The sequence below is a fragment of the Fulvivirga ulvae genome, assembly GCF_021389975.1.
In the GTDB taxonomy this organism is placed as follows: Bacteria; Bacteroidota; Bacteroidia; order Cytophagales; family Cyclobacteriaceae; genus Fulvivirga; species Fulvivirga ulvae.
Window position 1 is genome coordinate 5,458,338 of record NZ_CP089981.1, and the last position, 17,339, is coordinate 5,475,676.

The 17,339-nt window shown below is 41.4% G+C and carries 17 protein-coding genes; 9 read left to right on the plus strand and 8 right to left on the minus strand.

Going from position 1 to position 17,339, the window contains the following annotated elements:
• Nucleotides 1-5: 5 nt before the first annotated feature.
• The 4 genes from LVD17_RS23010 to LVD17_RS23025 all read right to left on the minus strand — a co-directional run bounded on the left by LVD17_RS23010 (nucleotide 6) and on the right by LVD17_RS23025 (nucleotide 4,157).
• Nucleotides 6-1,082, minus strand: a complete 1,077-nt coding sequence (locus LVD17_RS23010) for an efflux RND transporter periplasmic adaptor subunit (RefSeq protein WP_233761742.1) — start codon at nucleotides 1,080-1,082, stop codon at nucleotides 6-8.
• A gap of 237 nt (nucleotides 1,083-1,319) precedes the next feature.
• On the minus strand, nucleotides 1,320-2,756 hold the full coding sequence (locus tag LVD17_RS23015) for a TolC family protein (RefSeq protein ID WP_233761744.1): 1,437 nt from the start codon (nucleotides 2,754-2,756) through the stop codon (nucleotides 1,320-1,322).
• Between the two features lie 77 nt (nucleotides 2,757-2,833).
• Complete coding sequence (locus tag LVD17_RS23020) at nucleotides 2,834-3,442, minus strand: TetR/AcrR family transcriptional regulator (RefSeq protein WP_233761746.1); 609 nt, start codon at nucleotides 3,440-3,442, stop codon at nucleotides 2,834-2,836.
• Nucleotides 3,443-3,596: 154 nt separating this feature from the next.
• Nucleotides 3,597-4,157, minus strand: coding sequence for a hypothetical protein (locus tag LVD17_RS23025; protein ID WP_233761748.1), 561 nt, complete (start codon nucleotides 4,155-4,157; stop codon nucleotides 3,597-3,599).
• A 244-nt stretch (nucleotides 4,158-4,401) separates the two neighbouring features.
• Between LVD17_RS23025 and corA the strand changes: the two genes are divergently transcribed.
• The 7 genes from corA to LVD17_RS23060 all read left to right on the plus strand — a co-directional run bounded on the left by corA (nucleotide 4,402) and on the right by LVD17_RS23060 (nucleotide 9,732).
• Nucleotides 4,402-5,346, plus strand: coding sequence for a magnesium/cobalt transporter CorA (corA, locus tag LVD17_RS23030; RefSeq protein ID WP_233761750.1), 945 nt, complete (start codon nucleotides 4,402-4,404; stop codon nucleotides 5,344-5,346).
• Nucleotides 5,347-5,437: 91 nt separating this feature from the next.
• A complete protein-coding gene (locus LVD17_RS23035) occupies nucleotides 5,438-6,499 on the plus strand; it encodes a DUF6340 family protein (RefSeq protein WP_233761752.1) in 1,062 nt (353 codons plus the stop codon).
• 245 nt (nucleotides 6,500-6,744) lie between these two features.
• Nucleotides 6,745-7,155, plus strand: a complete 411-nt coding sequence (locus tag LVD17_RS23040) for a four-helix bundle copper-binding protein (RefSeq protein ID WP_233761754.1) — start codon at nucleotides 6,745-6,747, stop codon at nucleotides 7,153-7,155.
• A 352-nt stretch (nucleotides 7,156-7,507) separates the two neighbouring features.
• A complete protein-coding gene (locus LVD17_RS23045; RefSeq protein WP_233761756.1) occupies nucleotides 7,508-7,672 on the plus strand; it encodes a DUF1328 family protein in 165 nt (54 codons plus the stop codon).
• 122 nt (nucleotides 7,673-7,794) lie between these two features.
• Nucleotides 7,795-8,298 carry a pyridoxamine 5'-phosphate oxidase family protein gene (locus LVD17_RS23050; protein ID WP_233761758.1) on the plus strand — a complete coding sequence of 168 codons (504 nt, stop codon included), beginning with the start codon at nucleotides 7,795-7,797 and terminating at the stop codon, nucleotides 8,296-8,298.
• Between the two features lie 49 nt (nucleotides 8,299-8,347).
• On the plus strand, nucleotides 8,348-9,199 hold the full coding sequence (locus LVD17_RS23055; RefSeq protein WP_233767984.1) for an SDR family oxidoreductase: 852 nt from the start codon (nucleotides 8,348-8,350) through the stop codon (nucleotides 9,197-9,199).
• 35 nt (nucleotides 9,200-9,234) lie between these two features.
• The gene (locus tag LVD17_RS23060) at nucleotides 9,235-9,732 is read left to right on the plus strand and encodes a DUF4112 domain-containing protein (RefSeq protein WP_233761760.1); all 498 of its coding nucleotides are present in this window, start codon (nucleotides 9,235-9,237) and stop codon (nucleotides 9,730-9,732) included.
• A gap of 436 nt (nucleotides 9,733-10,168) precedes the next feature.
• On the opposite strand, the gene LVD17_RS23065 is transcribed toward LVD17_RS23060, so the two are convergent.
• Nucleotides 10,169-10,516, minus strand: coding sequence for a winged helix-turn-helix transcriptional regulator (locus tag LVD17_RS23065; RefSeq protein WP_233761762.1), 348 nt, complete (start codon nucleotides 10,514-10,516; stop codon nucleotides 10,169-10,171).
• A gap of 348 nt (nucleotides 10,517-10,864) precedes the next feature.
• Here LVD17_RS23065 and LVD17_RS23070 point away from each other — a divergent pair, with 348 nt between their 5' ends.
• Both LVD17_RS23070 and LVD17_RS23075 read left to right on the plus strand, forming a co-directional pair.
• Nucleotides 10,865-11,032: a hypothetical protein gene (locus LVD17_RS23070; protein WP_233761764.1), complete on the plus strand. Its 168-nt coding sequence runs from the start codon at nucleotides 10,865-10,867 to the stop codon at nucleotides 11,030-11,032.
• A gap of 160 nt (nucleotides 11,033-11,192) precedes the next feature.
• Nucleotides 11,193-12,839, plus strand: a complete 1,647-nt coding sequence (locus tag LVD17_RS23075) for an amidohydrolase family protein (protein ID WP_233761765.1) — start codon at nucleotides 11,193-11,195, stop codon at nucleotides 12,837-12,839.
• Between the two features lie 229 nt (nucleotides 12,840-13,068).
• Here the strand turns inward: LVD17_RS23075 and LVD17_RS23080 are convergent, their stop codons facing one another.
• From LVD17_RS23080 to LVD17_RS23090, 3 genes are read right to left on the minus strand one after another with little or no spacing between them, the layout of a single operon-like run.
• Nucleotides 13,069-13,872: a hypothetical protein gene (locus LVD17_RS23080; protein ID WP_233761767.1), complete on the minus strand. Its 804-nt coding sequence runs from the start codon at nucleotides 13,870-13,872 to the stop codon at nucleotides 13,069-13,071.
• Nucleotides 13,869-15,323 carry a hypothetical protein gene (locus LVD17_RS23085; protein ID WP_233761769.1) on the minus strand — a complete coding sequence of 485 codons (1,455 nt, stop codon included), beginning with the start codon at nucleotides 15,321-15,323 and terminating at the stop codon, nucleotides 13,869-13,871. The genes LVD17_RS23080 and LVD17_RS23085 overlap by 4 nt, the downstream gene beginning before the upstream one ends.
• Nucleotides 15,323-16,990 carry a chymotrypsin family serine protease gene (locus LVD17_RS23090; protein ID WP_233761771.1) on the minus strand — a complete coding sequence of 556 codons (1,668 nt, stop codon included), beginning with the start codon at nucleotides 16,988-16,990 and terminating at the stop codon, nucleotides 15,323-15,325. Before LVD17_RS23090 ends, LVD17_RS23085 begins: the two co-directional genes overlap by 1 nt.
• Nucleotides 16,991-17,339 lie beyond the last annotated feature (349 nt).

Here is a 17,339-nt window from a genome sequence, read left to right on the forward strand (position 1 = left end):
GTTAATTATAAACCTGCGCTGACTTTTCCTCCAGCATCAATTACTTTGACAGTGGAATATTCTGTCAGATACCCTGATCCTGCGGCGATCACGTCATTAGTGTTTTCAAGACCGCTTTTTATGGCTATCTTATTGTCCAGCATGAAGGCTACTTCAATAGGGATTTTCTTCACTTTATCCTTCCCATCCATGGTAAATACAAATCCACTTTTACCAAAGCCTTCAACTAATGCTTCTACGGGGATCACTTTATAGCTTTTGGGTTGCGAAGGGGTAATTTTTGTCTCGGCAAACAACCCTACAGCAAACTTTTTACCCTTAGGGTCCACTTGTATTTCTACCTGATAAGATCCGTTGGTTGGATCTGCTCCTTCTGCCAGCCGCAGGACCAATCCCTCAAATTCGGTTTCAGGATAGGCGTCAAAAGATACAGTAGCCTTGTCGCCTTCCTTTAGCCTTATCCAGTCCTTATCGGCTATACCTACTTTTAATTTCCACTGGTCGTTGCCGGTATCGTTCATGAAAAACACGGGCATACCTGGAGAAACCAATTCGCCTTGATTTCTCATTTTTTTCACAATGCTACCATTAGATACGGCTCTTATTTCAGCAAATTTTTGATTGAATGCCGCAATGCGTAACCCTTCTTTAGCCACGTTAAGGGCTGTGGTGAGGTCCTGCACATTTTCTAATGTTGCGGCTCCATCAGCATACAGGCTTTTCACCCTTGCGAGATCTCTTTCGGCTTTTTCCACGCCATTCTGAGCCTGGATGACCTGTGCATTAATTTCGGTGAGGTCCAGTTTGGCAAGAAGTTGTCCCTTTTTTACGGCATCTCCCTCTTCTACAAGCATTTCCTGAATGATGCCGCCAATCTTAAATGACAATACGGCTTCTGTTTCTGAAAATAATAAACCCGATGCATATACGGGCTGCACCATTTCTTTACTTTCAACCTTATAGAGGTTCACTGCAATTTCATGGCTTCCTTGCACGGGAGTTTCCGTATTGCTGCAGCTTATTAGCAATGCGGCCAGTACAAAAGCCATATAACTTCCTGTTGATTTGATTCTGTTTTTCATGTGTTTATAATTTAAGTTAGAAGACCGAAGACGGAAGTGATTTAAACATTCTTCTGTGTGACAATCTCGTCGTGGTCGTTTTATATCTTTATGATTTTATTTTGAAGACGGAATCCCTATAGCCAGTGCGACGAAGTTGTTCTCTTCAGTCTACGGTCTTCCGACTTCTTTCTTCTAATATTTCCCGGTGTTGATTTGGTGATGGATGTTTTTAAATGGTTAATATTTTATTAGTGATCATAATGCAAGTACTCGTTGTAGTTCTGCCTCCCGGATTAATACATTATATTGTGCAATGGCCAGGCTGATTTGAGAGTTGGTAAACTTTGTTCTGGCGTCAAGGTATTCGACCAGAATGACCTTGCTTTCTTCGTATTTTCTTTTGATTATTTTGAAGCTTTCCGCTGCACTTTTAGCTCCGGCAGCGCGAGCATCTACCATGGATTGGGCGGCTTGCAGGTTACGATAAGCATCTGCCACCTGCACACGTATTTGTTGACGAAGCTCTTGTTCCCTGGCATGCATGCGGTCTACCTCTATCGTTGCCTGCTGTATTTTAGAATCATTCCTTTTGCCGGTATATAATGGTACACTCAGGTTAAACTGTAGAAGACGATAGTCCTGCTTGCTGTCAAAATCATAGCCAAAGCCCTGAAACCCTGCTGCTCCTCCTACTGACAGGTTGGGCAGCTTGCTTCCTTTATTTAGCTTGACTATGTATTGACTGGCTTCAATGCCATATTGTACCTGCCGCAATTCTTCACGATTCTGAATCGCCTGTTCCTGAAGTGATTCGGGTTCATCTGTCGTTTTTGCAAAAAGGATGATTTCCGGGTCCGTATAAATCGAATCGCTCAATTCTCGGTTAAGGAGAAAATTGAAGTAACTTTTTGCCAATTGATGCTGGCGGTAAGCTTCCGCCTTTTTGCTGTACAAGTCACTTAACTCATATTGTGCATTGTAGACAGCATCACTGGTTGCTTTATTGTTTTTAACCAATGACTCGTTTACCTTGACCAGTTCTTTTAAAACTGTCTCCGTCGAGTCATAGATATTCAGTACCTCCAGTGTTTGTAGATATTGGTAGTATCCTGTTTTTATCTCCTTCTCCAGTTCTTTTTCATAGGTATCACGCTGAGCCTGCTGTACCGATATAAGCGAGGATTTTGCCTTGTAGTTATAATAAATGTCTGTATTAAAAATAGGAAGGCGAAACTCCAGCCTCGTATCATGAAATTTGTTAGGTAGTAGTTGTTCACTGGCATTGGGCATGTCAGTCGGAAAGTCCTGACTGTTGGTCAAGCCGTTGAGGGTGGCATATACGGGATTTAGCAAATCACCGATGGGTATATCGATGGTCCGGCCACCATTGGCCAGTGTGTAAGAGGCATTGAAATAAACAGAGGGCATAAATAAGCCCTTAGCTTCTCTTAGTGCCTCAATGCTTTTACTGAGCATGAAATCTTCTTGCTTGAGCGCCAGATTGTTCTCTTTACCAATGGCTACATAGTCATCGAGTATCGATTGGGATAGTGCCGGAACGACGATGCCTACATATAAGCATGTACTCAGGATCATGATTTCGCGCAAACTTTTCACTATCGAGTGATTTTTTATGGCTTTTTCTTTTTGCGCATTGCCATTTTTGCTTCTATAAAATCTCTTCTTGATCATCTCTATTTTAAATTATTATTTCACTATTTTGAATGTAGTTATATTAATGAACACTGTTCATAATAACTGAAAATTTTTTAGCTTTTATCCATCATCAAAACAAACTCATCGTAAGCTCTGTATAAAATGGTCTCAGGCTCTTTAAGGTTTACTCTCTCCACACGTTGAGCGATGTGCAATGACGCCATGCCGTGAACGGTACTCCAAATTGCAAAAGTAAGGGGTTCCAATTGATGTCCTTTAAAATGCCCATTTTCCATGCATTCATTCACGGTAGTCCGCAACACATCAAAAGTAGCGCAGCCTTCACTCCACTCCTGAGATTCCAAACACTCTATAGGCTCTTTCATATGGAACATCAAGTCATACATATCCTGGTTTTCAATAGAGAATTGCAGATATACGCGCCCCAAAGCCTTCAATCTTTCCATTGGATCGCTCACGTTGAAAAGCACCCGCATGTCACCACCAAGTTGTTTAAACCCTTGTGTGTGCAGTTCATGTAAGATCTCTTTCTTGTCTTTAAAATAGACATATACCGTACCCACACTGTATTCAATAGCATTGGCTATATTACGAATGGTAGTCTGTTCTATACCTTTCTCAGCAAATAGTTTTTTGGCTGCCTGGAGGATAAGCTTTTTCAACTCCTCCTTTTCTTTTGCTTTTCGTTCTGCTATTCCCATAATTTTTATTTGTTGACTACGCAAATATAAATGAACAACGTTCAATTAAACAAATTTGTTTAATTATTTTCATAAATATCAAACTATTTGCTTTAAGTCCAATATATAGGCAATTGAGAATTAAAGACTAACGTGCGGGACAGGGCAGCCGTGTTCACCAGCTCATATTTTCCAATGCTTCAACAATTTCCACATCAGCCGGATCATTTGAGGCAGTTTTTTCTACTATAAGGTCGTCAAGGCTGAGTATAGGTAAACTAATGCCCGAGGCCACTGATGTTTCACATTTCACATAACACCAATTGAACTTTTTAGCAGGAAAATAATTCAGCCTGCGATATACTCTTAAAAAAAATTGCTCTCCCAGACTATTAATGGTTATATCCATTTCGTTTTGATTATTGGTGAACTTCTTATTGACAATATCTTCTATTTTCCTGATATTTTCTTTTTCAGAGTCAACCCATATTTCAAGGTGATCACTGAGCATAATCACGCCATGATATGCTATGGCCAGACTCCCTATAGTAAGGTATTTCACATCATTTTCGTTGAGTTGGCTAAAAAAAGTCAGGAAGGCAGCATTTGAGATAAAAAGGTACCTGACCTTCTTTGCATCTCCTGTTTTTACAGGCCTGGAGATCTGGGTAATTACCCGGTTCATAGCCAGAAAATTAAATACGTTGGCGCTTTTGCTGTTGTGTAATATTGTCATATAACCACATACTTACAAACCTATATTTAGAACATTAAACGCTAGTGAGTGTTATCATTTTGCCAACTTTTCTTTGGTTTAAAAATCAAATTTCATTTGATTCTCAAACCTTTATACCTAAAGTATACATGCCATCTTAATGTAGCAACAATATCTGAAAAACCAAGGATATCCATTATGAAGTGCCAACTATAAATAGTTACCTTAGCGACCGGTTTGATCAATCTTTAAATGATCTGAAAAATTGATAAATATAATCACTAAAGAAAATGGAAAAATAGTAGTGACTCCCAACATTACTGTTTTGCCTGGCTCCCTGGCCAACCTGCTCTGGATAGACTTGCTTTCTCCTTCTTCGGAAGAAAAATCGCTGATAGAAAAGGCTATGGAAATTGAGCTATTTACGCGTCAGGAAAGCAAGGAGATTGAGAGCAGCTCCCGTTATCTTGAAAATGAAGAGGAAGTAGGTATCAACCTTAATTTTCTGAAGCGGAATCCTGAGGGTGGTTTTGCCAACGAACCTGTTTCGTTTATCCTTAAGGACGATATTCTTATTACTCAGAGGTCTGGCGAATACAACACTTTTACGGATACACTTAAAAAGATCAATATTTTCAAACCGAAAACAGGCGCCGACATTATGCTTACCCTTTTTGAAACGAGGATTGATTTTGATGCCGATCTGATAGAAAATATAACCGACCAGATATCAGGCATCAGTAAGGACCTGGTAAAGGATAATGACCTGGAGCGCGACCTGCTGATCCGCATTACATCTCTGCAGGAAACTACTATTGCCATAAGGGAAAACATTGTTGAAAAACAACGTATACTTTCGTCGATACTGAAGAGCCGCTTTTTCCCAAAGGATGATTATGAAACCATCAGGGTAATGATCAAAGACGTTGGGTCCCTGCTTGATCATACTGCATTCAGTTTTGAACGGCTGGAGTTCCTGCAAAACACCTTCCTTGGTCTTGTAGATATGGAGCAAAACCGTATTATAAAGATCTTTACAGTGGTAACGGTGGTATTTATGCCTCCGACATTAATTGCCAGTATGTATGGGATGAATTTTGTGTTCATGCCTGAACTGGATGAAGTGTGGGGTTATCCGTTTGCTATTTTACTGATGATACTTTCCTCTGCAGCTACACTACTTTTTTTTCGGCGTAAGAAATGGCTCTAGACTGGTATTGTAGTGGTTTGATTTTGACCATAATTCTGGCAAAAGATGCCGGATATTTTTATATTGATTGTTGACATCTCCCTGTGAAACCATGAAAAATCTGATGACCCGATACCTTTCTTTTTTTGCAATACTGAGCGCAATAATCTTTGGCTCTTGTTCCGGCACACGAATAGTAACTATGAATGCCATGCGGCCGGCAGAAATTACATTCCCCTCCTACGCTAATACAATCGTAATCGTAAACCGCTCAAAGTTTGATAAAAATGCTGTAAACATTGTGGAAGGCATATTAACAGGTGAAATGCCCGGTGAAGACAAAGCCGGAGTACAAGCTACAATGACAGCATTTCAAAACCAGCTTATGGCCTCGCCCCGTTTCCAGACCAAAGTAGCCAGCGAGCAACTGACAGGTAACAGTCTCACCTCGGCTTTTCCTGATCCTTTAAGCTGGCCTAAAGTAGAACAAATGGTGGCCAGATATGGCGCTGAAATTATGGTAGCTATCGAGATCTTTGATACTGATTTTGTGGTAACTAATGGAAAAAGAAAGGTTAAAAAGCAAATAGAGCAGGATGGGGTAAAAAAAGAGATTGAGGTTGATGAGTATTATGCAGAAGGTGTGGGCAATCTTACCATTGGTTTCAGGGTGTATGACCCCAAAGAAAAAACAATAGTAGATCAGCAGCTGTTTTCCAAATCAAATACCTGGCAGGCTGCAGGAAAGAGTGCAAAGGATGCCCTGGCAGGCCTTATTGCCAAATCGGAAGCTACCCGTTATGTGAGTGAAATGGCGGGTTCGGATTATGCCTATAAAATTGCCCCTATGCCAATAAGGATATCACGTGAGTTCTACAGTAAGTCCAAAAAAATACCTGAAATAGCTGCAGGTTCACGTATGGCTGATGTTAATGACTGGCAGGGAGCTGCCAAAAAATGGGAAAGCGGCCTTAGCCGGGCAGCGACAAAAGAGGCCGGATACCTTTGCTACAACATCGCTATCTCCCATGAGGTGCTGGGTGACCTCAATACGGCAAAATCATGGGCTGACAGGGCGTATGTAGACTATGGAAATAAAAAAGCCCGTGAATATTCTACTACATTAAGCAGAAGAATGTACCAGGAAAAGCGGGTTCAGGAACAAATGAAATAACCTGATCACAACGCAACCGGCTGCAATTTTTCACCACCAGCATGCTTATGCACCTGCCCTCACGGACCGGGGAGAATTACCTTGATAGCAGATGGGGATATTCTTTCTGAAAATTGAGTAAAACATTACCATGAAAGTGAGGAAAAACCTCCCATATGTGTAGGGGTAACCCCTGTCACGATCCTTTTTACATGTTGGCACAGTTATTCTACTAATGACCAAAATATCACAAAATTCATTTAAAAATGGAAAAGTCTATACTATTGGATTCAATATATGAATGTGTAGAGGCGTGTGAAAACCTTGCCACAGCCTGTACTCAGTCGGCAGATAAAAAAATGGCAAATAATTGCCTGAGTGAGGCCATAGACTGTGCTGACGCCGGTATGATACTCATCATTAAGCTTAATGAAGAACCGGACTTACTACACAGAAATCTTTTCAGACAATTTGTATCTTATTGCAAAGCATGCATTAACTCATGTGAAAAGTATAATATAAACCAGGCTTTAAGGGCGGTTATTATATGCAGGAAAACTCTTGAACACTGTGCACGGTATGTTACCGAACATACCCATGTGGATCAGTATCAGTTTGCCTCCCCATCACAGTCCAGAAAGAATTATACACAGAGATGGAAGCCTGTTGTAACATGAGGCACGATAACCGGTAATGACATTACTGATTTTAAATATGCTTATTATGAAAGGTTCGTAAACGGACCTTTTTTTATTTCAATTGCCCCTCTCACATATAATCACTCCTTCACGATCATTAGTTTTCCAAACTTGGCGAGAACACATCAATGCTTGTACAGGTAACTCTGGTCGAAGCCAGGCTGCCTCTTAGCCAATAATGCCAAATAAGCACAAAACATTCCCATTTCCGGGGCAACAATTCTACATGCAAACCCCTTAAAAGGTCAAATTTATGACAAAAATGGAGTTGGCAGGATATTTACCCTTATGAATTCATAACTAAGTTTCTAATCACTAAAACCTTAAAACTATGTTACGTTGGATAGTAATTTTCTTAATAATCGCTTTAATAGCTGCCATCTTCGGTTTCGGAGGCATCGCAGCTGGCGCGGCGGCAATTGCAAAAATAATATTCTATATATTCCTGGTACTTCTCGTAATAGGATTGATTATGCATCTTGCCCGACGGGCCTGACTTTAAATAAAATAACCGGAGCAATACAGCATTTCCGGTTACTTGTTAAACACACTTTATCAGCCATTCTGCCATTAGAATGGCTGTTTCTTAATAATCTCAACAACTAAATACAATAAGCTATGAGTACTACTGAAAACCTGGAACACCGTGAAGCATTAAAAAAGCTTAAAGACCTGATCGAGGATATTAAAACCTGCATGCTGGCAACCAACCTTGAGTACCTTCCACTGAATGTAAGGCCCATGCAAACCTTGAAGGTAGACGACACCGGTAATATCTGGTTCTTTAATTCAAAAGATAGCTTGCAGTATACTGATATTAAGCAGGATAACCGCATACAACTAATGTATGGTCATCCGGGAAAAACAGAGTTCCTTTCTATTTACGGTACTGCTCACCTGTCACATGATCGGGATAAGATAGACGAACTCTGGCACCCTATGGTAAGTGCCTGGTTTGAAGGTAAGGATGACCCTAATCTGATGCTACTAAGGGTTTCGCCCCAGGATGCTTATTACTGGGATACCAAACACAACAAACTGGTTTCCTTATTCAAAATAGCTGCCTCTGCCGTATCCGATCATTATGAAGATGATGGAATTAAAGGCAGGCTTAAAGTATAAAGATTTTGCACGGGTAAAATATCAACCAACACTAAACAACAGAACAACTATGTCCAAGCCAACCAAGTTTCCGGAGCAAAGCCAGAGTGAGCAGCCCGGCAAAGAACATGAGATGATCCCGGAACCTGAGATCATACGCGAGTCGTATAAAGGAAGCCACAAACTGCAAAATAAAGTAGCCCTGATCACTGGTGGTGACAGCGGCATTGGTCGCGCAGTAGCCGTTCATTTTGCCAGAGAAGGCGCACAAATAGCAATCGTATATCTTAAAGAGGACCGTGACGCGATAAAAACAAAACATATGGTGGAAGAAGAAGGGAGCAGCTGCCTCCTTCTGGAGGGTGATATCAGGCAACCTGAGTTTTGCAAACAGATAGTAAGTATAACCACGGAGCGCTTTGGCACCATAGATATTCTGGTCAACAATGCAGCTGTTCAGTACCCAAAAGATTCCATTGAAGAAATAAGCCTTGAACAGCTTACTGATACATTTAAGACAAATATCTTTGCCATGTTCCAGATCACCCGGGAAGTTGTTCCTCTCCTGAAAAAGGGCTCACATATCATCAATACCACTTCCGTGACGGGCTACCGGGGCAGCAGCCATTTGCTGGACTACTCATCTACCAAAGGAGCTATTACGTCATTTACCAGGTCACTGGCCAAAAATCTCGCATCAAAGGGCATCTATGTAAATGCAGTGGCACCAGGCCCGATATGGACACCTCTGATCCCATCAACCTTTGACAAGGTGAGCGATTTCGGGACCGATACTCCGCTTGGCAGGGCCGGGCAACCTTCGGAGGTCGCTCCTGCTTACGTTTACCTGGCTTCGGAAGATTCCAGCTATGTAACGGGACAGATCATCCATGTAAACGGAGGAGAAGTAGTTGGTAGCTGATAATTAACAGTATTGGCTCCACCAAAACAAACCAAATGAAAACCATTACAATAGAACCTGAAGTAATACAAACAAAATTAAACAAACCGAACCTGCAGCGGGTAGAGAGAATATCCAGGCTCATGGATTCCAAGTTCACCATTCCGGGAACAAAAATCCGTTTTGGGCTTGACCCGGTTTTGAGCCTGGTACCTGTACTGGGTGATATAGCTACTTTTATCATTTCCGGCGTATTGATCCATACTATGTACAACCATGGCGCCAGTGGCAAATTGGTTACTAAAATGGTAATCAATGCCACGCTGGATGCCATTATTGGAGCAATACCGGTTGCAGGCAGTGTATTTGACATATTTTTCAGAGCTAATGACCGTAATGTGCGCCTGCTAAAAGAGTACTACGAGGAAGACAAGCATACGGGATCCGGCAAAGGCTTGCTGCTTACATCGGTTATAGTACTGTTTGCTATCACTATAGCCATTTTGTTTGTAATAGGGAAACTATTGGAAGCTTTATTTGAAATACTCTTTTAAACCAAAATTGATATCATTATGAAAAAGCTGGTTTATATCTTGCATTGCTACTAATGATCTTTTTGGCCAACTGTAGTGGGTCAAAAGAATCTGAAAGTGAATATGAAAAGCTGTTGCAAAAGTCTGACACACTCGAAAAACGAAACAATAACCTCACAAATGCCCTGGATAACATCAGGCAAAACCATAGACAGCTCACCCAACAATTTCAACGAATAGCTCGTAAAACTGTTAAAAATTGCTATTCGCAAAGGCCTTATGATCATTTAGGAAAATTATCCCCAGCAACATTTGAGCAGCAGTGGTATGAGAAAATGTAAGCAGTTAAATAACAGAAGTTTTAGTTTAATACCGGTCAACTCTAATCAGGGAAGTTCATGCTCCAACAGGGGAACTCTGATATGATATTTTGCTTACTGCCTTGCCGATTGCCGATTTATTTACCAGTCTCGCCTTTAGCGTTCATTTCTTTTGCCCATTTTCTGGCCCAGGCTCCCAGTGGACTAAGCAGCTCGAAAAGCTCCTCTCCTCTTGATGTTAACGCATAGCCGTCCAGAGTTCTTTCTATCACACCAGCGTGGGTGAGTTCCTTTATCCTTACGTTCAGTGTGGTGGGCGAAATGGTTTCGCAGTGTTCCTGTAGCTTTCTAAAGGTACTCGGGCCTTCTTTCAGGTACCAGATAACTCCCATCGACCAGCTTCTGCCTAGCAAATCTAATAAGGCCATTACCGGTTGGCCTGTCTTTGAACCTCTTACAGGTTCGCCTGGTTTCGGAAATTTCATAGTCGCTGCATTTTAAAACTCTCAAATCTACATATAATATGCCCATTTTTTGGGCTATTGGACTAAAAGTTGAATTGACGGGTATTCTGCTAAATGTTCACAAGTGTGGAGTGCTGGTATTTTTCATGTGGTGGTTACGTTTAGCCGGTGCTGCTGAGCGGTGAGCTTTACCTTACTTTCGGAAGTTTAGCAAAAGCCGCAGTCTGCCTTGGTTAGCATTTCCTATGGTTAGTCGAGGTGATAACATCCATCTATGAATAAGGTCAGCCGGGTTTGAAAATTTTTAGTGTAAGATCTATTTGGATATTGATACATTTAATGTAGTATTGCTACATAATAAGTAGCAAAATGAAAACACTTGGTTTATACAAATTTCTGAGGTTAAAATTCAAAGTAAAGGTCATTACCAGGGCTAACGATAAGGTTAAAGCCATCGATGCAGAGCAGGAGCAATTATCAGCCTCTCAAAAGCGCGTGCAGGCATATTGCGAATGTCCCCTGCATCCATTGAAATAGTCGGCACATTCAATGCACACCTCAAGGTAACTGTCTAATGAGCATAGTGCTTATTAATAACTACGTACAAAAACGATCCGTCACTCAAAATTCTCAAGACTAATGACTCCATACTAAAGACTAAATCACTATATTCCTTCGCAAACTGACCTAACTAACTATGCTTCGCATCATTGACCTGCACAATCATCCGAGTATGAAACCCTATAACAACGACACCTATCGTGATGACGTGGACTTATGGGACGGTATGGAGGCTGATGCAGAGAACTACTATAGGCTAAACGGGCTCATCAGAGGTGTAATTACAGAGACGGCGCGCGACTCCCAGGCACAAATGAGAGAATGGGTAAAGGGTGACCTTTCGTTGTGCATATGTGCTTTGCATCCAACAGAGCGTGGCTGGTTTGTGAGAAGTACAGAAAAGAAAGGGCGAATACGCAAATGGCTACTCGGCCTGTTGCTACGCGAAGATGATATTGCATCGCTGGGAGCTGCACTTACCGGCTTTCCGATCGCGAAAGTAAGGAAGGTCATTAAAAGAGTCCGCTGCAATCAGGGTATCGACTATTTCACCGAGCCTGCTTTTGGTGAGTATAGTTACCTCAGGTTGCGGCAGGGCACTGCGGGGCCATGGGGCTTTACTTATAAAATTGTCAACAATTATGATGAATACCAGCATGTAAGAGCCGTGGGCAATCAACTCGCTATGATCATTAGCGTAGAGGGCGGGCATAGCCTGACCACCATTTCCAAAGGGTCATGGTTTAATACGCCTTACGATCGCCTGCCCCGAGATGACAAGGAAGTTTTTAAGGCATCGCTACAAAGCAATATCCGGCACCTGAAAGGCACAGGCCCCGATGCCGCTCTAAATTTTGAGCATACTCCCTTTTTTGTAACACTGGTACATATGTACAATAACCTGCTGGCCGGCCATGCCAAGAGCTATTCTGCCGGGCATGGAATAGTACCCGGCATGGATGACCTGCTTTACCAGGCAGTAGGACTGGATGACGGTATTACGGATGCCGGTTGGCTGGCGATAAACCAATTGCTGGACCGTAGCCTGGGCCGAAGGGTACTGATAGATGTAAAGCACCTGAGCATGAGGGCCCGCCAGGAGTATTATGAGTTTGTAGCAGACAAAAGGGACGCAGGTGATGCCATACCTGTTATAGCCAGTCATGCTGCTGTAAATGGCCATGAAACTAACGATGTCAACAGAAAAGACACCTACCGCTCTGATAAAAGTACTTACCTCAGTTGCTGGTCTATCAACCTGAGCAATGAAGATATCAGGGCTATCCATGCCTCTGACGGTATAATAGGCCTGGTGGTACACGAGGGACGTACACCGGGAGGTAAAACCAAAAAGAATTTAAAAAAGCTTAAAAAGTGTATAGCCAAAGGTGGTAAGCAGGCTTTTCATGCACAGGAAGAGTTGGCAGCGCTGTATTGCCAACTGATATTGAGCAATATATTTCAAATAGTACTGGCTGTAGGCAACAGATCGGCATGGGATATCATAGCCCTCGGCAGCGACTATGACGGCATCATGGACCTCTTCAATTGCTATCCGAAAGTAGGCGACTTTCATCAGCTAATTGAAGACATTGGCGGTTTCCTGAAGGCTCCTCAATTCCTCAAATTGTATAAAAATGATAAACTCACCACTTTCGGGCCGCCACAACTCAAGGATATGATGTATGGCCTCTCTCCTGCCGATATTATGCAAAAGATTGCCCATCAAAATGCTGAGATATTTTTGAGCAAGTATTTCACTGATGAGTATCTGAGTGCTTAGGGCTTTGGTTGCCAATGGTTTGTCTTACTACAAAGACCCTCTTACAGATTACCGCACGAAGCTAGATGGTTGCAGTTACGGTTATCGGGTAAGTGGTAATCGGTGACCGCTCAATGTTCCTCCAGGTATAGAGGAAATTATGAATGACAGCACCACCGACTCTGACATAGGGCGATACTAACTTATATGTTAAGTCTTTTATTTATTTGAAGGGAAGTTATTTAAGAATTTACTTCCCTTCCTTTTCCTTTTTCTCCTTTAACTTACCAATGAGCAGACATGGGTAAACTGATACTCCGGCGAGTACAATCCGTTCATTATCAAATGAATTTCTATACCCGTCCCATTCTATAAATGCAGTGGTGCTTTTGCAGATGGCAAAATTGGCCCTTACATTAAAATACTTAACAAAAGTGGTAGATGAATTAATATACTTTCGATAGTAATCTTCAGTAGACTTGGTTACATCGTGCCAGCCACGAACATATTTTGCATGAACTGAAAATATTTCGTCGTAATCTATACCTGCTCCTACTTCAAATACCCATTGGTCAAACAGACCGTTATCGTCATCACTGGGAAGGTAATTAGGACTGCTGCCGGGCTCAATATTCCTGAGTTTGTAAAACAGCTTCACACCACCACCCGCATTGGCAAAGAATGTGAACCTCGAATGCTCATCGGGCAATACCCGGATAAACAATGAGGGCTGAAAGTTGAGCACACCATCCTGTAGGAGTACATTTTTCACCTGGGACTTCCTGGTATGGAATTTACCAATATTTGCCGAAGGGTTAATGCTTAAACCAATATCAGGATCGCGATACCCATCACCGTCCAGAAATAGTATATTTTTAATATAGGTGGTTTTTACTCCAAAAAAACCAGCATGGGCACCGGGAGTCATGTTTTTGGAATAATACCCCTGAACATCCCAAATTTTATCATATTCAAGATATCTTTTGAAAACCTCCTGCCCCCATACTGCAGTTTGAATTGTAAATATGTAAATAATAATTAGTAGGTACTTCATGGGTTATCTCCGGTTGTGTTAGCAGATGAACCATTGGCATCCGAATTGGCCTGTCTTTCGTTTTTTACATTTCGTCTAAGAGCTCCCAATATTCTGAGGTCTATTGTAATGCCGGTAAAAAAGCCGAAATCCCATACTTCCGAAAGCTGGTCATTAGTAAATGCGCCTGAATACGTGGTCTTACCGAATTCGAAATTGTCATAGCCGCGTACTGCATTGTGTTTGCCATAATGGGTACCTACCGTAAAACTGCCTCCTTTTGAAAACTCATAATTAAGCCCTAACAAAAGGTCGTCGAACACATTTTCACTGACCTTAATCCCAAAGGCTACGCCCCATTTTTGCATAAAGGGTAAATCTTTATGTACATAATTCGGGTCACGGGGCCGGGGATAAAACACTGCCATAATAGTCAAAGCCCTTTGGCTTTTGGGGTTATCTGCATACAGGGTGCTATCGGTACTATTTGGTATCGCACCCATTACCACATTTTGAGGGTCATTAAGCGATGAGTAATAAAGCCCACCCAGGATAGCTACATGGTAGGGGCGGTTGCTCTCGATTTTAGCGGTTCTGTCAAAGACGACGTCACTTTCTTTAAACTCATCTTCTCCTTCTTCTACCCTATATACTTTGAAAGAAGCATAATCTGAATAAGGACCAAATATCTCTGATTCTATGACGACCAAGTCAATCTCTGCTTTATCTGATGAAGCACTGCCATCAGATGTATTAAGGATTGAAATTTTATTATCTGACCGAAATTCTGGGCCTTCAATTTTCACCAGGAACTTATCTTCATCATATTGAACTTTATCGGCAAAAATGACCACTCTGTACTGGTACCGATCACTTTCTTTCAATACAGTGGGAAACTTGGTACCTTTAATTAAATGGCCACTTTGATCCATGAACACATAGACCACATCATCTTTTATATATATTCCATTTACAGTGTGCTCAACAAAATTGTATTTACTTTCTACCTCTTGCCTTGCTAAGTTTTGTAATTCCTTATTAAATTCTGCTTCCGGTTTCTCTTCCTCATCATCACATTTGTTTAGCTCAATTGGTATTTTGGTGTTGCCTGCCTTGATATAGTCATGCCAGGGATCACTTTTTGCACCTCCCACGTATTGGAGTGTAAACACAATATCTTTTTTGCCATTATCAGCAGTGATATTATTCACTTCTTCTGATATTAAAAAGACCAAATCTCCTGAGTTGGATATCTGATCATCATTACTACCTGATATCAAAACCAGGCTGCTCTTGCTTTCTTCGAGCCAATCAACATGTCCTTTAATAATCAAGGTGTCAACCTCGCAATGTTGTAATGAAATGGGGCCAATAGAGCCGGGGGTATCCTTTAACTCCACTTCAACGGTTTTTGACTGGCTATAACCGGTTAGAGTTAAACAGGATAATATAATAAATAAAATTTTGTTCATTATTGATAATCTATTTCAAATTTGAGTTGACTAATTAATGGTAAAATGGGTTGGATATATGACTTTGTTTTACTGTCTGCTATTAGCAAGCCTACCACTTTTCCTTCCACAGAGAAAACGGCAGCTCCTGAATCCCCTTTATCCGACATGCGTTCAGTGATTATCAGATTTTCCATGGTCAAAACCTGATCACCGAACCTGATCCTGGCATCGGCATCGTAAGAGTCTACCACTGCCCTTCTGGATCTGGTCTTTGCACCGGTTAAGTATAATGTTGTAGGCGTATTAATATGCACTTGGCTTATGGGCAAAACACCATGTTTTGGGGCAGATATATAGGGGTGCTCTATTACCTTATTCAGATTAGTAGTAGTTACGGCAAGTGCTCCATCCACAGCATGGTTAAGCATGCCCTCTACAACTTTCGCAATCGGGCTTCCATTATATATCACATCGCTGGATTTGGCCAGGGCAGGATCAAACTGCAGGTAATTATTGCACAAATCATCCCCACACAACACATGAAAGCAGCTAAGAATGCATGTTTCGGTTTTACCATTGATATCTTTTTTAACCAACAGCCCAAATGTACCCTCCGACTTCCCCACGTTAATCCCATCTCCCGGCTGAGGTTTTGAAGATTGGGAAACCGTAATGGCTTCTTCTTCCCGAATGTCGGTATATATTTTATAGTCAATGCCATCCCCAGCCTTATATATAAAGTATGGCGGCAGTTCATTGTCCTTTTCAAACTGGGTCTTTGACTCTACCGTAAAAGCAATGCAATCGATGTCTTGTTTAAACCCTTTTACCTCCTTTTTGCTTAATCCAATAGCTATAACTTTATACCTTGACATAAGCGCCTTCTTATTTTTTTCATAATAAGTCTTTACTATGTCTGAAGGGGCTGGTTTATCCGGGCTTTCATCACTAACAGCTTCACTGACATCCTTGGTATTAAACAAAGTATTAAAAACCTCTCTGAGCTTTTCAAGGGCATTTTTGCTAAACATACCTACCAGGGCTCCCACCGCGGCCAGTGCAAAATCGTTAAGGTTTTGAGGCCCCTCTCTGGCTTCGTCCATGGTAAGCACAAGTATGCCTCCTTTCATGGCAAAGTAAAAAATGAGGCCCAAAAGCATTCCCATCATCGGCCTGGCAAAGTACCACGGTACAAAAGCTAAGTCAAAATCTTTCTTTTCACTGGCATGAAGCAGGTAAGCCAGTATTGAAGTAATGCTACTCCCAATACCGGCAGAAAACAACATGATAAGGGATTCGTTAATAGCCTCTGCTTCTGCTTTTTCATTAGGAATGTATTGTCCTAAAAGTTCTGGATTGAAAACAGTATATAATCCGGCAAGTGAGCAAATAGCATAAAAAAACAACCAAAGACCAACATGAATGGTAAGCCCTCCCGGGAATGCGTTGACAGACCTGTCAACATTGCTGAAGCTGACCTTGGAAATCAGCGTAAAAAACATCAAAATAAGATATAGGCCTAAAATAACCTTGAGTATATCAAGCACAACCTGTAAGGTGATCCAGTCTAAACCAAAGTATTGAACCAGGACAACCTGTAAGGTGATCCAGTCTAAACCAAAGTATTGAACCAGGACAACCTCGAGATAAATAACAACGATAAGGGCGGCCACGCCGTACCACATACCGCGAATAGCTTCAAAAAAATTATTAGGCCAACGTATCAATGCTACTTTTATTTTTTGCTATTGCTTTAGCAAGCTAACAGAGAAAAGTAAACCAGTCAATACCTAACCTTGGGTATTTTTATTTTGCAAATGAAACACACTTTTAAAATAGTATTGAATTTAAAGCCGGCGATAATAACAAGCTGATTTTAATAGTCTGCATAATTAGACACCGTAAATCACCGCACGTTTTATGTTATTGATCTTTGCAATCAAATGTTCAGGTAAAGCGTTGATCCTATTCCGAAAATTAAATACCTCAGTTATACCAATTTATACGTAGATTTATGCACCCATTTAATTTTTA